This is a genomic window from Sanyastnella coralliicola (genome assembly GCF_030845195.1).
In the GTDB taxonomy this organism is placed as follows: Bacteria; Bacteroidota; Bacteroidia; order Flavobacteriales_D; family Sanyastnellaceae; genus Sanyastnella; species Sanyastnella coralliicola.
This window is the reverse complement of the sequence record NZ_CP132543.1, coordinates 938,629-955,246: the sequence shown is the minus strand read 5'-3', so window position 1 is coordinate 955,246 and position 16,618 is coordinate 938,629. Positions and strand designations below refer to the sequence as shown.

Sequence of the window (16,618 nt, the reverse complement as noted above, 5' to 3'; positions counted from 1 at the left end):
AATTTCACCATCAATGCTCTACCTACAGTCCAAGTAGAATCTCAGTGACCAGCAGTTCTCCTTCTATTTCTTTGAAATAAAGGCTGCATCCAGAATCATATATGTAGACAACTCCGAATTGTTCTTTGGATTGATCAAGGCTTCCTTCAAATCCGAAAATTTCATCTATTTCCTTCTTTGACATTCCGATTTTCAAACCTTTAGAAGTAGACAGTTCGGAAGACTTAATAGAAACTGAAGTTAGAATTTGACTCTGGGCTCTAATCCTAGATTTTCTTGTATCGCAATCACCTGAATTCATGAAGCCAAAGATGAGACCATCATCGACTTGACAATTGGTCAATACATCTTTCGATTTACGAGAATGACAATGTCTACTTTTAAACCAAAACTCAGATTTTATCGAATTCGGAAAATCAACTTCCAAGGAATCGAGCAAGGTTTTTCCAAATTCAAAGTAGATGACTTTACTTTCTAGCAGAAGGCTGTCTTTTTGAGCAGAGCAGCTATTGACTAAAAACATTGAAGAACAGATTATAAGAGAATAGAACCTCATGGTCATAAAATCAAGAGCTCTGAAAATATAGTTCTTGTCAAAGAAATATTTTAGTCATCATGAAACCTGAAATATTCTCCAATAAGCTGAAAATCTATTCTACTCACCACAGCTCCACAGTTTTGGCTTGAGTGAATAATATTCCAGAGCGTAACAATCGTATCTAGAAATTTTGAAGGACTTCCCATCGAAGTTCACGTACCTATTGTATCTTGAAAAGATTATTTTTTGTGCTCTTTCGAAACCTGATAACTCGATCACCAATATTGGGGATATAAGCGATTGTTCCCTTTCTATTGATACTGTTTCGCCATTTGATTCTACTTCTTGAACGAACCTACCTAAGAACTCCTTAAAACGCGGTTCGTTTACGGTATATGATTCGCTGACGTATTCATGGTAATTATCAATTGTAGGAATTCTTCGAGCCAGGATTAGCGGTAATATGTAAATCCGAGCTTGAAATTCTTCTTGGACATTGCCATAACCGCTTACAACGTTGCTACTTCCGTAACCAAATACCATTGATGCGATGAATGTCGATAATAAAAGCTTCATCCTTTTCATAAGCCAGGCCATTGAATTAATTCGACTCTTCCGATTTAATCAAATGAAGCCATTTGACTAATGACAAGGTCAAAAATTTTCATTGATTGTTTCCCACCGATTAGATGTTATTGACAATAATATTTATGAAACGTTTATCGCATAACAATCTCAACCTGGCCATTTGAATATCTCTAGATAATGAAGAAAGATTTAGACACCGAACTCAATTGGGGAATAATCAAAAAAAGGGACAAGCACTAAACCGCCATTTTTCAGGCAATTAACTACAAAACCCTTATCATCTAATTACATTCCATTTTCCATTCACCCGCGATAAACGTCACATAACACCAATCTATTAATGTTTGGTCACGATACTTAAAAACAAACGTCATTGAAGACTCTCGACCGCATTGGTCAAACTCGACACAATTGAGAAACAACCAAAGAGTAGAAGGTCCTTTAAAAGATGACATACTCATTAGCACCTCTCTATCCGACTCTTTATTGCCAAATCCTAAGTGAAAATCATGGTATTCCGAGTTCGCTATTGGTTCTAATTCAGCACTAAGGGTGCCATCTGATAAATCAGTCAATTTCTCACCTCCCCCCTCGCGAATAGTAGTACATGCCGAAGTTTCCCACAATATATATTCTCCAACTTTCAAATGTTGCTCAGACCAAATTAAATTGCAGTTCTTCAATAATCCAATTTCGTCAGCAAGAGTTCCACTTTCAATCATTTCCAATGAGAATTTAATCTCCTTTCCATAATCAGAGTCCTGAGCACTGGCAATGTTGATTAGTCTCAACGTAGTGAAAAGTACTATTACACTGAGCTTCATAAGTATTAAATATAAATAAAACCCGCTTACCGGATTTTACGCGATCAGTTTGTTCATGAGACTGTGAACTAGTCGGAATGGACAGAGGAACACTTGAAGAGAGAGCTTTAAGAATGACGAAGACCACCATAAAACTTCAGTCAACCGTCCTCTGTCAACTTTGGACGGGCGGATATTATCCCTCCTTATCGGGGGCAATAAACTCTATGGATGATTTCTAGACGATTGGCTCAATCCCATCCACGAACCACGATTTACGGACCACAAACCAAACCCTTTCGCCATTTCGCCTTTTAGCCAGTTAGCCCTTAAGCCCTAATAAAAACCGAACCCCAGCCTCATACCCAAACACTCCCATTCCGGAAACGATGGCATCACACTTCGGTGCGGTTAACGAGATACGGCGGAAATCTTCGCGGTCATAGATGTTTGAGATGTGTACCTCTACCACTTTGATATTTACTGCGGCGATGGCATCTCTTAAAGCCACTGAGGTGTGGGTGTAACCTCCTGGATTAATCACTACTTGGCTTCCTTGTTTAGCAGCTTCTTGAACGGCATCAATCAGGTCTCCTTCATGATTGCTTTGGGTAAACGTGAATTCAACCGATGGGAAAGTAGAACGCAACCCTTCTTCCACTGAAGCCAAAGACGCTTGTCCGTAGACCCTTGTCTCTCGACTTCCTAGGAGATTCAGGTTGGGTCCGTTGATGATGGTGATCTTCACTTATTCGAGGTTGATGTTTTTCTGTGCATTCACGAAGAGCACATTCCCTACTTTATCGTAGCCTTCAAAAGTAGATTCACCGTGCTTTTCAATGTCGCTATCATTGAAACCAATGACAGTAAGGTCAGCTTCATGACTGTGCAGATTCACCGCCTCACGGTGGTCTGCTTCACGATCCAATCGCACCAACTCGATGTTCTGTTGAGAAATAGGAATTCGTCCTTCCTTGATCAGTTTCGTTAGACGGTCTTGCTTCTCTTCGCGATCATGATCGTGGTAGATGGTGTATACCGTGAGCTTTCCTTCGCTCCAGTCTGGGTGTCCGAAAAGGATATATCCCATCAAGATGATCATGTGGGCATTCTCAGCGTCAGAAGTCGTGATCCAGAGGTGGATGTTCTTCTCATAACCAAAACCGCGCAAGGTGCTTCTCAACAGACAGATATCGAGGTTCGTCGACTTCAAGATCTCGTAGTTATCGAGCGCCTGGCGAATATTCTCCTTGTGTTGATCGGTGTATTCAAACACGATCATATTGTTTCCTTTCCCAGATACTCCAGGTAGCTGAATACTTTGTGCGATCGCACTGGTGAACGATGGCGAGATAATCGTATCAAGGTAAACACGGCTCTTCACCCCTTCTGCCAATCTTACCAGCTTTCCTTTTACTTCCTGTGACTGCTTGCGAGTATCTTCATTCAGGAAGCCTTCAATGAAGTGCACGTAGGTTCCGAATCCATAACGGTGTGCGATCCATCGCACCATATCGAAGCCTGCGCGGCGTTCGAAGGTGCTTTTGGAGATCGACAGTACGAAAGGTCTCCAGTTTTCCTCGTCATCTGTAAATGAATCGCGCTTCTGCAGTTGCATTTGCAGGCCGCGTGTCACCTGGAAAATGATTCCCTTGAAAAGATTGGCAATACCCTTTTTCTCTTTATTTCGGTAAGTCACCCAGATATAAATCGCCACCATCAAGATCAAGCTCACCCATGCATACAATGCATTCATCTTGAACATGAGGTAGAAACAAAGGAGCCCACCAGCCAAAGAGATGTACCACTTAGAACGGAAGGTTGGACGGTAACTTGGATCCGCTGCCATGTGCTCAAAAAAGCTAACCATACAGATCGCACCATAGGTCAACATGAAGAACATCGAGATGATTTCCGCGACAGCGTTGATATCGCCCATCGACACGAAGATGAAGCCGATGATACAGGTGATCAATGAAGCAGCTACTGGTTCGTTGGTCCCCTCTTTTCCTTTGGCTATAAAGCCAGAGAAACGACTTGGGAAAATACAATCCACTCCCAAGGCTTGCAGCGTACGGGGAGCGATCAATACCGATCCCAATGCTGAGCTCATCGCTGCGCAAGCCAATCCAATCGGAATGATCGGTGACCAGATGGCAATGTTCTCCATGAACAACTCATCTGAGGCAAGTGATTCAAGTGGTGCACTGTAGAACAGTTTGAATGAAACAGCGATGTATACCACAATTCCAACGACTGTTGCCCAAAGTGTACCGCGAGGGATACTCTTCTTCGGATCCTTCAAATCTCCTGATAGTCCGAGCCCAGCGGCGATTCCAGTGAAGGCTGGGAAGATGAATGTAAACACCTCGAAGAATGAGAATCGGGTGATTAACTTCCCTGATTCTGGATCGGTGAATGATTCTGCAATCGTTGCGTACCAATCGTGGCTTCCTCCGTTTCCGGGCCCAGTTCCCATGAAGAACATTCCTAGAGAAACGACAAGAATAGCTACTACGAAGTACAAGGCCTTAACCCCCACGTTCGCTCCCTTGGTGAGCATCAGCAAGGTCAACAATGCCATGAAGCCGTAATTGACCATCCATGGCTCTACAGCCCATCCCAATTCCGCGTTAGCGTAATCAATCAAACCTCTACAAGAAACAGTAAAGGCAATCACATAAAACGCCACACTAATGGCCTGGCTGAAGTAGAGCGCAATACCAATGGCCCCTCCGATATTGAGGCCAAATGAGCGTGAGATCATGTAATAAGCCCCACCACCTTCAACCTTCTGATTCGTGGCAATTTCAGCCACTGCCATGGCCGTAGGAATCGTCACCAAGTGGCCAATCAAAATGACAAGAAGGGTGGAAAGTAGACCGACGTGCGCAATGGCGTACCCAAAACGTAAGAAAAGAATCGCCCCAAGAATGGTGCTAATCGCTGTCATGAAAACGGGCAGCGTTCCCATCGTACGTTGCGGAGTATTCAGGCTCAAGGTCTCTGGATTGGTTTAGGTTGGGAAGATACGAAGATGTTTTGGTGGTTTTGGTGCGTAGCTCGTGGTGCGTGGTGCGTGGTGCGTGGTGCGTGGTTCGTGGTGCATGGTTCGTGGTTGAAAACATACTACGAACCACGTACCACGACCTACGAACTGGATTGACCGATAGGTCAATCAGTAGCATCAAGCGTTTCGCGCTTCCAAGTGGTTTCTGTGATTGAACGCCCGTTCTTGAAGTAGTAGATGCCTGTTTTAGAGATCACCTTGCGGAAGGTATCTACTTTGTTACCACGCTTCACTGTACGTTCGATAACCATCTTATTACCTTCCTCGTAGCTACGCTCTTGTACCCCTTCCTCTAGGTCTTCTGTGCCTTCTGGGAGGATGTAATCGTCGTAACTCTTCTCTTTACCTGATTCTTTCTCAAAGCGCTCTTTGCGATCATCGTAACGACGGTTACGCGCTTCTTCAGCTCGGTCGTTTTGAAGGTATTCGTTGCGTTCTTTTTCTTTCTGAATCTCGTACTCGTTTTCTTCGACCAGCACTTCCTTTCCATCAGAGATGTCGCGTAGTTGATTTTTGCGATCGTCTACTTTATCTCCATATCCATCGAGGCGCTGGTCTGCAGATGCACGAACATCTGAATCAAACTGCTTGTACGTTTCTTTCTTGTACTCCGTATCGTTGATGTTGTCTTGACGAACTCCCTCACCGTCACGATCCATGTCGCGCTGTTGTTCTTTCGATCGTTTGACGTTGTATTCATTATCGGCACGAGAAGCATTTCCTTTGGAGATGAACTGCTCGTTGTTCTTGTCGTAGCGATCTGCCTTACGGTCTTGTTCATCGATACGGTTCATGCGGTAAGTATCATTTGAACTTACTGCCGCCATCATTTCTTCTTTCTTGTCTACACGGTCAGAGTACATGTCGCGACGCATGTCTGCATCACCGTTGTACACGACTAGGTCTTCGCTCGCACGTTGCTTCTTACGTTCAGAGTCTGCAATACGTTGATTGCGATCCATATCACCATCACGGTAGATCTTCTCCAGTACGTCATCCTTTTCACGAGCACCTTCTAGGTTGTCGTTTCGTCGATCTTCAGCGTCTGCAGCTGCGGTATTATGGAAGAGCGCGATCTCTTCTTTGCGTGCTTCGATGCTCTTCGTCTTTGCGCGTTCTTCGCTCTTGCGTGCTTCGTTGTAGTAGCGCTCTGCTTCGTCCTCGGTTGAGCTGCTCGCATTGTTAGCAAACTCCTCACTACGACGACGTTCTTCTTCTTCGCGCTCAGCTTTTTCACGCGCAAGGCGCTCACGCTCCGCCTCTTCTTCTTCCAAACGTCGCTGACGTTCGGCTTCTTTCTCGGCATCACGTGCCTCACGTTCAAGACGCTCCGCTTCTTCGGCAGCAAGCCTTTCTTCTTCTCTGCGGCGACGTTCTTCTTCCTCCGCGTCAGCGTTAGCCAAGGCATCGCGTTCAGCCAAGAGATCATTGATCGTCGCAATCTTGCGTTTCGGATATTGATCTTGTGGCTTCAAGTTATTCGCCGCCTTATAATCAGCCAATGCACCTTCAAGGTCATCTGCTGAAAAAGCATCGTCTGCTTTCTGAATGAGTGCTTTGTATTCAGCCTCCAATGCTTCTGCTTCCGCGTTGGCAGCATTGGCAGCGGCATCAGCTTCCGCTTGAGCTGCAAGATCTGCCAGAATCTTCTCGATATCTGAAATCTTGTCTTTTGGCTCTTGCTCGTCAGGCTTCAAGTTGGAAGCTTGCTGGAAATTACGAAGCGCTGTTTCGTAATCTTCATTAGACATATTGCGCTCACCAAGTGTCATGGCATCTTGGTATTGCTGTTCCAATTCTTCAGCCGCCATGGCCGCCGCATTGAGCTTATCTAATTCAGCACGCGCTTTGGTAATCTGCTCTCGTGGGTACTTCTCCGTACCAATCAATTCTAGCGCTTCCTCGTATTTCGCGATGGCCGCTTCCCAATTCTCTTTCCCGAATTCTTTATCGGCGAGGGCTACAATTCCATCGAATTGATCGCGCATGGCTAGTGCTTCGAGCTCCTTTGCGATCTCATCCAACAAATCACGAGGTTCGCGTTCATCAGGCTTGATTTCTAGTGCACCGTTCAATGCATCGCGCGCATCTTCCCAACGTGATTTCTTAATGTCGTTCTTTGCTTGTGAAAGCAATCGCTGGTATTCAGCCTCTTTCTCTGCATCGGCTTGTTGAGCATCAAGAGCCGCCTGTGCTGCTGCTAGTTTCTCTGGTGCTGGTTCTTTGTCTGGGAAGATCTCTAGGGCTTTCTCGTATGCACCAACGGCGTCAGCGAATTTCTCTTGGCCCATCTTCTGATCTCCTTTGGTGATGAGATCGTTGAACTCTTTCAGCAAGCGTTCCATTTCGCCTGCCATTTTTTCTAGGCGCTCGAACTCATCCTCAATCTTCTTCATCATACGCTCGGTGTATGCGAAGTCGAACTCTACTGAATTTCGAACTGGATCAAATGATGCTTTACCAATCGGCTGATCAGTAATCGAGGTGTCGAAGCCTTCTTGGTAGGCGAATAACGACATATCCAATGCCAACTGGAATCCTCCGGCCATATCTTCTGGCGGAATTCCCTTGGTATTAATTTCAATTTTCTTGGTAACGTAGTCTGCGCATGCAAACTCTATGAGGTAACTGTGACCTAGAGGCAGTTCAAATTCAAACTTACCATTACCGGCAGTGGTGTATGAATCGAATGCCGATCCATTCTGCTTGATAGACACGGTTACGGCAGACATCTTTTTGTTCGTATCCGTGTCTTTCACGGCACCATGAATATCAAGGATACCATCTTGTGCCTGAGTCACTAACGGGGTGATCAGGAACAGACTGAACAGTGTGGCGAGTAGAAATACGAATGAACTTCTCTTTCCTTGCATGCAAATAAGACTTGGGTGGTCTTTACCTATTTAACGTAAAAATAGTCAAAAAGATATGGGTCGACCTTTTTGGGCTTCTGATTAACAATCCTTCGAAATCCTCATCTTGCAATCTGTACACCTCATTTTATGAAAAGTTCATTCAGTTTCTGGGAGCGAGAAAGCTTCTTCAAAGGGTTCGATAGTGTGATTATTGGCGGCGGTATTGTTGGTCTCAATTGTGCGCTAGCGCGGAAGCGTGAACACCCTCAAGAACGTGTGATCGTCATTGAAAGAAGCTACTTAGGACTGGGTGGATCTACCCGAAATGCCGGGTTTGCATGTTTTGGGAGTCCTTCAGAAATTCTTGCTGACCTCGACAAAATGAAGCGCGAAGAAGTGATCTCGCTCATTCAAAAACGTTGGCAAGGTTTGGGAAGACTGCGCTCCATCATCGGTGATGAAGCACTCGAATACCAGCAGACAGGAAGTGTTGAGCTCTTCACGACTTCCCAACAAGCGTTAGAATCGAAGTGTCATCAACACATCACTGACCTCAACGATTTATTAGAAGAAGCCATCGGACATCGTCCCTATTCCGCGCTAGCGAAAGAAAAATTAAGCGCCGAATACAATTTTCAGGGATTTACCTCAGGTATCGATAACAACTTAGAAGGCTCAATTCATACCGGAAAGATGTTCAACCGACTACTCCATCTGGCTAAACAAGCAGGAGTCGAGGTCATCCATGGAATGGAGGTGCAGTCTATTTCAATTGAGGGTTCTACCCCATCATTCGTCATTGATCAGCAAGAAATAGAGTGCCAACACCTCTTCATCGCAACCAATGGATTTGCAGCCAACTTGCTCCCTTCTACTGAAGTCAAGCCAGCACGAAATTTGGTACTCATCTCTACCCCTGGTGCTGTTCAATGGAACGGCACTTTTCACATGGAAGAAGGTTATGTCTACTTCAGAAATGTTCATGACCGACTACTCATAGGTGGCGCACGCCATCTTGATGAACACTGGGATCAACCAAACCAGCCCACCATTCCAGCAGTTCGTGATTACCTCATCGCTATCGCGGAACAGCACCTTCTCCCCACCTCTTTTAATATTGAAATGGAATGGACCGGCTACCTCGGTGTCGCAGACACCAAGACCACTATTCTCAAACAACTCGCCCCTCACAGCGCCATCGGTGTAAGAATGGGAGGAATGGGCGTTGCCATTGGTAGCTTGGTTGGGGAAGAGTTGGCGGGGATGGTACCTTAACCCGGCGTCCGGCATCCGGCGTCCGAAGGTGCACTCTACCGCGATCTGCGTTCCGCGATCTTAATTCCGGCGTCCGGCGTCCGTAGGTACACGCTACCGCGATCCGCGATCCGCATTCCGCATTCCGCATTCCACAACCCCTCCGTCCACCGTCCACTGTCCACGGTCCACCCCAAAGGATGAAACCTTCACCGCCATTTCCCGTATCTGGTAGAAGAAAAAACCGCGTCATGCGATACCTACTGTACATACTGGTGTTCCTTTCCACCCTGGTTTGTACCGCACTTAGTGCGCAAACCGACACCACTGTGCAGGAGACTCCAACGCCTCCGGCGTACAGCTCCTCGAAAGGAATTCAACTCAAACCGAGACTCGGGTTGGGTATGGGAACTCTTGTGTTCCTTGGTGATATTGGTCGTGATAACCGAGGGTACCACCCGGGTTCAGCCGATTTGGCTTACACCTTGAGTGTGACCAATGAGCTCACGAGTTACCTTGACTTGCGCTTGTATAGCGTATTCGGCACCATCAATATCAATGAATTAACGCATGAACGTGCAATGAATCTCCAGTCTCAAATCAGAACTGGTGGATTTGCACTTTCCTACAATTTTGATCACTTCTTGCCTTCGAAGCGAGACATTGATCCCTTCGTCACGGTCGGGTTTGAAGCATTTGAGTTCTTATCAAAAACAGACCTCTACGATGCCAATGGTTACCGTTACCACTATTGGTCTGACGGAACCATTCGCAGCTTGTCAGAGAATGCCGAGAATGCACAAAACGCGATCATGCTCCAGCGTGATTACGTCTATGAAACAGACCTTCGTGAGTTGAATCTCGATGGCAATGGACGCTACCTCGAACGTAGCTTCGCAATTCCGGTGGGAGCGGGAATTCAATTCAAGATGACAGATCGATTCCGAGCGAGGATGGCCTTTACTTACTCTTTCGGGATGACCGATTTGGTTGACAACATGACGGCAGAGAGTACAGGTGTGCGTCAGGGTGATCAACGCAATGATCGCTTTATGTTTACTTCAGTATCATTGAACTACGATCTGAACCCAATGCAAATCAAGAAAGAGCAGTTTGATCCACTCATCATGGATGAGAATGGAAACTTCCTTGCCAATCTTGAAGACACGGACAAAGATGGAGTTCCAGATGTAGGCGACAAATGTCCAGGCACTCCAGAAGGTGTTGAAGTAGACCGTGACGGTTGTCCGGTTGATTCAGACAACGATGGATTCCCTGATTATCGAGATGCAGAACCAAACTCACCGCACGCTTATGTAGACGGTGAAGGGGTGGCCATGATCGATGATGATATTTATGACCGTTACCTCATGTGGCACGATTCAATCGCATGGAAAGGAACGGATCCATTGACAGAAAACTTCGCTAAGGTCATGAGCGACCCAAGTCAAGGTGGAGATAAAGTTTATGGCGTTCGCATTGCTCGTTCAGAAGTGGAAGCTATGACACAGGATGAAATCAATTTGCTGATGTCATTCAAAGACGTCCACGAGATTGTTGGGCCTGATGGCGAATACTTCGTTATTGGTAGCTTCAGTGAATTGCCACTCGCTATTCAACGAAAACTACAACTCGCGTCAGATGGCATCGAGACCAACCTTGTACAATCTGGAGAACAGGGAGAATATGAAGATGTCACTCCTTCAGACGAAATGATGGCTCAGGCTGAAGAAGATTTCGCCGCTGAACTAGCGAGCGAATTGGATGGAGACCTTGGTTTGCACTACCGTGTTCAGGTGGGTGCATTTAGATACAAGTTGAATCAAAACATCTTCGCTGATATGGGCGATGTGATCGCTGTGAAAGGAGGCGACAAGCTTACCCGCTACATGACCCGTAGCTATGATAGCATGGAAGAAGCAGCCAACCGAAGAGTTGAGCTTCTTCTCATGGGCTTTGACGGTGCATTCATTACCGCCTACGAAGGTGGAGATCGTATCACCCTTTCAGATGCAGGAATGACTGTAGTTGATGAATCAAAAGACGTTACGGTTGATGTGGAGAACAACTCCATCGACGTTTCAAAGGTGAAGTACGTTGTTCAGCTGGGAAGCTTCGAGGGAGATATTCCAACTGAGACACTTGATAAGCTCTTAGGATTCGGAAACGTAAAACCACGTCGCGAAGCTGATGGTAAGACATACTTCCTCAGCGCCCCTTGTGAAGACCTTCAAGAGGCCAATGCACTTCTCGATAAGGCTCTTGCTCTTGGGATCAATTCAGCCACACTCGTAGGTGAATTCAACCACAAGTTGATCACAGTAGACGAGGCTATGAAGATGAAGGGCGATAACGATACCCAAGTTTACTTAGAAGATTGATGGATCTCAGCAATGGCGGCAGCAACGCGCTGTCCGTCTATTGCTGCAGATACAATTCCTCCAGCATACCCTGCGCCTTCTCCACAAGGGAATAGGCCAGTGACTTCTGGATGCTCCAGAGTTTGCTCTTCTCTCGGAATGCGCACAGGACTTGAGGTTCTACTCTCCGGACCAACTAAGATGGCATCATTGGTCATGAAACCCTTCATTCGTTTTCCAAACTCCTTGAACCCCTCTGCTAATCGATCAGCAATGAAAGCTGGAAGAACTTCACGCAAATTCACCGAGACCACTCCTGGCTGATAAGAACAATCTGGAAGGTCTTTACTCTTCTTTCCTTCAATAAAATCGATCAAGCGTTGCGCTGGTGCCAACTGTTTTCCTCCGGCAACATCGCAGCAAGCTTTTTCTACCGATGCCTGAAATTCCAGCGCACCAAGGTCTCCCAAGTATCCAAGCGCTTCAATTTCTTCTGGTTCTACACTCACCACCATTCCCGAGTTAGCGTAGGGATTGTTTCGCTTAGAAGGTGACCAACCGTTGGTTACGACTTCTCCATCTGCTGTTGCACATGGAGCAATGATCCCCCCTGGACACATACAGAAAGAGTAAACTCCTTTGCCATCGATTTGGCAAACCAAAGAGTATGATGCTGGAGGAAGTACCTCTCCTCTATCGCGTTTGTACTGAATGCGATCAATTAAAGGTTGAGGGTGTTCAATGCGCACTCCCAATGCAAATGTCTTGGCTTCAATTTTCCATCCATTGCGATGGAACATGTGAAAAATGTCTCGCGCTGAATGTCCAGTCGCTACAATCACTTGACTCGCCGTCATCAACGTCTGATTGACTTTTAGCGCGGTAACTTTCCCGTCTTCTACCACTATATCTTCTACACGAGTATCGAAATGAATCTCTCCCCCAGAAGCGAGGATCTGCTCTCGCATATTCTCAATAATCTTCGGCAGCTTATTCGTTCCAATATGTGGATGTGCATCAACTAGGACGTCATGATCAGCACCGTGTGACACCAAAGTCCTCAAGACATCTTTTATGCTACCTCTTTTTCCTGAACGCGTGTAGAGCTTGCCATCAGAGTAAGTTCCAGCCCCTCCTTCACCAAAACAGTAGTTAGAATCTGGATCAACCTTCTGTTCTCGAATGATCTTCACCAAATCTCGACGGCGTTCACGAACAGGCTTTCCCCGTTCCAAGATGATTGGCTTAAAGCCCAGCTCAATCAAGCGCAACGCGGCGAACATCCCTGCAGGTCCCATTCCGATAATGTGTACCTCCTGTGCTTCTGCCACACTTGGGTAGTCTACCTTGAATGTGGGAGCTTCGTATTTCTCTCCATTGGTAAATACATCGAGCAGGAGTTGATACACCGGCTTCTTTCTAGCGTCAATCGAACGCTTCCGAATGTGGACATCAGATACTTCATCTGGTTCAATCCCAAGGCATTCGGCAGCCCGCTTGAATAGCAATGCTTCATTATTCAAATGCTCTGGAGCCAGACGTACGGTGCATTCGCGAGACATGAGGGCAAAACTAGAGAGAAAAGATCAATCCTCCTTTTGCAAGAAATTCGAGGAAGGCGATGTTGATAATTCCAAAAAAGAGAATCCTATTGTTATTCGTAACTTCGCAAGTCTTGACCATTAACATCAACTGCCTTGTTCGCGAAGAGAAGAAAACGTCGTGCTGTAGCCGAGTTCTGGAGCTGGTTTCAACTAAATCAGAAGTTCCTGGAAGAGTTTATCAAATCTGACACCCCAGACATTCAAGTTTACAAAACACTGCTTATCCAACTGGGTAAGGTCAGCGAACACGTGACTCCTATTTTAGAGGTCGGTCAAAAAGTGGCTTACAAACTCAGCATCAATGGTGAAGGCGATCAGCGATCAGCTCAAGACCTCACTCATCTGACTGCTCAGGCACCCGTGCTGAAAGAATGGGAGCTTTCCTTCTATCAATCGAATGGAGAAGAAACAGTATTGCATGCCGAGTCTTCATCGAACAAATCGAATGAGACCAGCGGTTCTGATCGGAACTTTAGTATGCTAGGTGCTTTGATTCCTTCCTTTTCCTAAAACGCGTAGCGAACACTTAAACCTAGAGTGGCTAGGTTTGCGCGTCTATAGTTGTTGCTGTATTCAAAGGATTGCGATCCCACCACTTCACGAGCGTCTGAGGATTGCACGCCAATTTGGGTGTCGTTACTCACGTCAAGGCGAACCATGGTGCGAATAGCTGCGAATATTTGTTCAGAAATAGGGAAAGAACAATGCAATCCAGCATGAACACTTGTTCCTTTCAATTCTATGTTCTCAAGGTTGTACTCAGTCCATTCAAAGCCTTGACTTCTCCTAATATCAACTGTAGTCCCACCACTTGCCGTTTGGTACGATGCTGAGAATCGACTTATTCCGTATGCGATTCCCCAACCTATGGGCGCGTTAAATCGAGAAAAATAGGTTCGAATCTCCACTCCGATATCTTGACCACGAGAATCAACATCTTCTCTCAAATCCCCGAAATCAATCATCCAAGTTTTATATTTCATTCGTCGGTAAAACACTGCCACTTCAGATCTTCTGTTCATGCAATAGGCAGCATCTAGTTCCACAGGTAAAGTAGGACCATCAAGGAGATTAACTCCGTCTGTAGGCGTCCAAGCCCCGGTGACACCAACCGAAAATCGCTTCCCTATATACCCGGTTACTTGACTCTGAGCAGTAGATGCCATGGACAATACCAACACAGACAACGCCACAACCCTAAATAGCCTACTTTTCATTTCTTCACTTTTCATCCTTCTACTATTTAGCGATTAATTGACTCATGCTGTCATGAACAATCCTGGTTACGCCAATATCATTCAGTCTCTGTTGGTAAGTGAAGTTTTGATTTAGCAGACAATCTCCGCTTCGAAGATCAAATGCCATGGTAGGCACTTCTACGGTCCATCTCGGACGAGAAGCTGCAAGAATAGTTAATGGAAGCAATGGGTACAACAGTGCACTGTACACCCATGTCAATGGATCAATATGCTGAGGTTGACGGTAAGACAAGACTCCAGTGAAAACAAAGGCTTCCGTTTCGAAGGTATCTGGATATTCCCATACGTATTCAGCATTCAACGGAATCATAGGGATGTTTCCATGATTGAGTCTTTCGAAGAACCAGTCGTTCAATAGGCTGATTCGATTCATCGTGGTCACATCTAAATCAATCTGATGTTCTGATAGGAGCGTGTGCTTCAGTCCGAACTCATCATTCATTCGCTGGTAAGAAGCGTGGACGCGTTCTTCGTATACCCCAGAGTTGTGGGCATCGCTATCAAAATCCTTGTCGTACTTGTAGAAGAATGGGTTCACAAAGACAGGGTTTTCGAGGTCACGCTGAAGACCTTTTCTCGCCTTTTGTCTATTCTGATTTGCCTTAAAGGTGTACCAATCGTTCTCAAAGAAGTTTTCGCGATCATCGCGCTCTTCTTCTTCTTCTTTAGCACGTTCTTCGAGGCTATTATAAAACGAGACGAAAGCCGAATCAAGCGAAAGCCTCCCGAATAGAGCTAGGTGAAAGTTCTCTTCATTAAGCACGGCAGATTTTGTGCCGGTTGAGTCTTCTGATACTCCTCCACTGCGCTTGGCCTCGCGCTCCGCACGCAGACGTTCTAACTTGGTCATCTCTCGCTCTACTTCTTCTACTTTCTCCTCTTCCTCTTCTTCTCCTTCTTCCTCTTCCTCCTCTTCAGGCTCATCAAAAGCAGATAAGGCCAATGCGTCATCCAACGAAGGACCATTCAAACGGTATTCAATCATGATATCCTCAGTCAGGGTTTTCATGAATTCATCATCTGGGTATTCGTTCATGTAATTATACATGTCGTACGCCGCTAAACTCAAAGCTGCTTCTTCACTGATCTCATCGAAGAAGAATGCCGAAACAGACAGTTCGCCCTGTGCATCGTCGTAATCAAGTCTGCTTGTGTACCACAAATCATGCAGTTTGTACTTCGCCATTCCATAAAGTGACTTAGCTCGGAATCGCTGGATGTCTTTATTATTCCCATAAATGCTTTCCAGCACGCACGTTTCATGGTAAACCTCGGTGTATCGAGCGTCGCCAAGCATCATCTTTAGAGACTCCATTCGTGCTTGGTAGCGAAGGTCATTGAAACGACTTTGGTCAAATTGATAGATCACCCCTTTGTTCGAATTCTCTTCGTAATCCATCAAGTCGTAGAGAGCATCACGACGAGTAGAAAGGTTCGGGTGCGTACTACGCGAATCATCAGCAAGGTCACCGTCAAGATCAATCTCTTTAATAGAATCAGGATACAGGATATCTGGAATACGAAGGTCTCCGTCGAAGTCATTCAAATGGAATGGAACCTCGTCTAAGGGCAAGTAAGAGAATTGCAATACATCCATGGTGTTCACTGCTTCTTCTAAATCATACCCGGCATTCGCAAACAACTCAAAACCTAGTCCGTCAGACTCAAGTTCTAGCTCCTTACTGTAGGCAGAGAGTTCGTCTAGTACTTGTGTATAGATACGATTGCTACGCTTCAGTTTCTGATTTTCGTTTTTGAACGAGTTGACAATGTGGTTACGCTTAACGTGCGTGATTTCGTGGGCGATAATGAAGGCAAGCTGAGCTTCATTCTCGACTTCTGCCACTAGACCCGTAGTGACGAAAATGGCACCAATCTCTGTTGCGAAGGCGTTCGCTTCTGTTTGGCGCATTAAGTAAATCTGGATTCGTTCCTGATCTTCAGGGGTATCCTTTAGCAAATGATCTTTAATCTCATTCAGGTAGTTCGAGATCGGATCGTTGAATAGTACAAATCCACTTCCAAGTAGCGAAGTGGTTGAAAATGTCGAACGTTCAATAAACTTCTCCGTTGAACGACGAAGATTCTCACCGGCAATACCCTCTTGCGCTTCTTCTCGCTTAGCGAGAATTTCTGTGTAGCCCAAGATCAACTCCTCAGGAAGTTCACCACTGGAAACCAGAGGGGTGTATTCAAAACTTTGTTGGGCGTTGGAAGTAAATACGCTTCCTAAGAAAAGAACAAGGCAAAGTGCTCTAGCTATCAGATGTCTCAAGCTCGTAGTTTT

11 protein-coding genes and 2 pseudogenes are annotated in these 16,618 nt (G+C 45.7%); 3 read left to right on the top strand and 10 right to left on the bottom strand.

Features of this window, described 5'->3' with window-relative positions:
* Positions 1 to 22: 22 nt before the first annotated feature.
* The 6 genes from RA156_RS04045 to RA156_RS04020 form a co-directional block, all read right to left on the bottom strand.
* Positions 23 to 523, bottom strand: a complete 501-nt coding sequence (locus RA156_RS04045) for a hypothetical protein (RefSeq protein WP_306643017.1) — start codon at positions 521 to 523, stop codon at positions 23 to 25.
* A 132-nt stretch (positions 524 to 655) separates the two neighbouring features.
* On the bottom strand, positions 656 to 1,123 hold the full coding sequence (locus tag RA156_RS04040; RefSeq protein WP_306643015.1) for a hypothetical protein: 468 nt from the start codon (positions 1,121 to 1,123) through the stop codon (positions 656 to 658).
* A gap of 284 nt (positions 1,124 to 1,407) precedes the next feature.
* On the bottom strand, positions 1,408 to 1,950 hold the full coding sequence (locus RA156_RS04035) for a hypothetical protein (protein ID WP_306643013.1): 543 nt from the start codon (positions 1,948 to 1,950) through the stop codon (positions 1,408 to 1,410).
* 301 nt (positions 1,951 to 2,251) lie between these two features.
* Positions 2,252 to 2,677, bottom strand: a complete 426-nt coding sequence (locus tag RA156_RS04030; RefSeq protein ID WP_306643011.1) for a type II 3-dehydroquinate dehydratase — start codon at positions 2,675 to 2,677, stop codon at positions 2,252 to 2,254.
* On the bottom strand, positions 2,678 to 4,930 hold the full coding sequence (locus RA156_RS04025; RefSeq protein WP_306643009.1) for an amino acid permease: 2,253 nt from the start codon (positions 4,928 to 4,930) through the stop codon (positions 2,678 to 2,680).
* Positions 4,931 to 5,103: 173 nt separating this feature from the next.
* Complete coding sequence (locus RA156_RS04020) at positions 5,104 to 7,872, bottom strand: hypothetical protein (RefSeq protein ID WP_306643007.1); 2,769 nt, start codon at positions 7,870 to 7,872, stop codon at positions 5,104 to 5,106.
* Between the two features lie 129 nt (positions 7,873 to 8,001).
* On the opposite strand from RA156_RS04020, the gene RA156_RS04015 reads away from it, so the two are divergent.
* Both RA156_RS04015 and RA156_RS04010 read left to right on the top strand, forming a co-directional pair.
* On the top strand, positions 8,002 to 9,129 hold the full coding sequence (locus RA156_RS04015) for an NAD(P)/FAD-dependent oxidoreductase (RefSeq protein ID WP_306643005.1): 1,128 nt from the start codon (positions 8,002 to 8,004) through the stop codon (positions 9,127 to 9,129).
* 230 nt (positions 9,130 to 9,359) lie between these two features.
* On the top strand, positions 9,360 to 11,489 hold the full coding sequence (locus RA156_RS04010; protein WP_306643003.1) for an SPOR domain-containing protein: 2,130 nt from the start codon (positions 9,360 to 9,362) through the stop codon (positions 11,487 to 11,489).
* Here the strand turns inward: RA156_RS04010 and RA156_RS16700 are convergent.
* Together RA156_RS16700 and RA156_RS16705 are read right to left on the bottom strand one after the other, a co-directional pair.
* Positions 11,474 to 12,169 (bottom strand): annotated as a pseudogene (locus RA156_RS16700) (NAD(P)/FAD-dependent oxidoreductase); the annotation flags it as partial. The gene RA156_RS04010 and the pseudogene RA156_RS16700 overlap by 16 nt on opposite strands.
* Before the next feature lie 762 nt (positions 12,170 to 12,931).
* A pseudogene (locus RA156_RS16705) lies at positions 12,932 to 13,030 on the bottom strand (hypothetical protein); the annotation flags it as partial.
* Positions 13,031 to 13,165: 135 nt separating this feature from the next.
* Between RA156_RS16705 and RA156_RS04000 the strand changes: the two are divergent.
* Positions 13,166 to 13,582, top strand: a complete 417-nt coding sequence (locus RA156_RS04000; RefSeq protein ID WP_306642999.1) for a hypothetical protein — start codon at positions 13,166 to 13,168, stop codon at positions 13,580 to 13,582.
* Here RA156_RS04000 and RA156_RS03995 read toward each other — a convergent pair.
* Positions 13,579 to 14,289 carry a hypothetical protein gene (locus RA156_RS03995; RefSeq protein WP_306642997.1) on the bottom strand — a complete coding sequence of 237 codons (711 nt, stop codon included), beginning with the start codon at positions 14,287 to 14,289 and terminating at the stop codon, positions 13,579 to 13,581. The two genes, RA156_RS04000 and RA156_RS03995, sit on opposite strands and share 4 nt — an antisense overlap.
* A 22-nt stretch (positions 14,290 to 14,311) precedes the next feature.
* Positions 14,312 to 16,606 carry a M48 family metallopeptidase gene (locus RA156_RS03990; RefSeq protein WP_306642995.1) on the bottom strand — a complete coding sequence of 765 codons (2,295 nt, stop codon included), beginning with the start codon at positions 16,604 to 16,606 and terminating at the stop codon, positions 14,312 to 14,314.
* Positions 16,607 to 16,618 lie beyond the last annotated feature (12 nt).

Excerpts from the sequence above, each read along its gene's own strand:
- RA156_RS04045 (WP_306643017.1), bottom strand. The coding sequence starts at position 523 with ATGTTTTTAGTCAATAGCTGCTCTGCTCAAAAAGACAGCCTTCTGCTA.
- RA156_RS04040 (WP_306643015.1), bottom strand. The coding sequence starts at position 1,123 with ATGAAAAGGATGAAGCTTTTATTATCGACATTCATCGCATCAATGGTA.
- RA156_RS04035 (WP_306643013.1), bottom strand. The coding sequence starts at position 1,950 with ATGAAGCTCAGTGTAATAGTACTTTTCACTACGTTGAGACTAATCAAC.
- RA156_RS04020 (WP_306643007.1), bottom strand. The coding sequence starts at position 7,872 with ATGCAAGGAAAGAGAAGTTCATTCGTATTTCTACTCGCCACACTGTTC.
- RA156_RS04015 (WP_306643005.1), top strand. The coding sequence starts at position 8,002 with ATGAAAAGTTCATTCAGTTTCTGGGAGCGAGAAAGCTTCTTCAAAGGG.
- RA156_RS04010 (WP_306643003.1), top strand. The coding sequence starts at position 9,360 with ATGCGATACCTACTGTACATACTGGTGTTCCTTTCCACCCTGGTTTGT.
- RA156_RS03995 (WP_306642997.1), bottom strand. The coding sequence starts at position 14,289 with ATGAAAAGTAGGCTATTTAGGGTTGTGGCGTTGTCTGTGTTGGTATTG.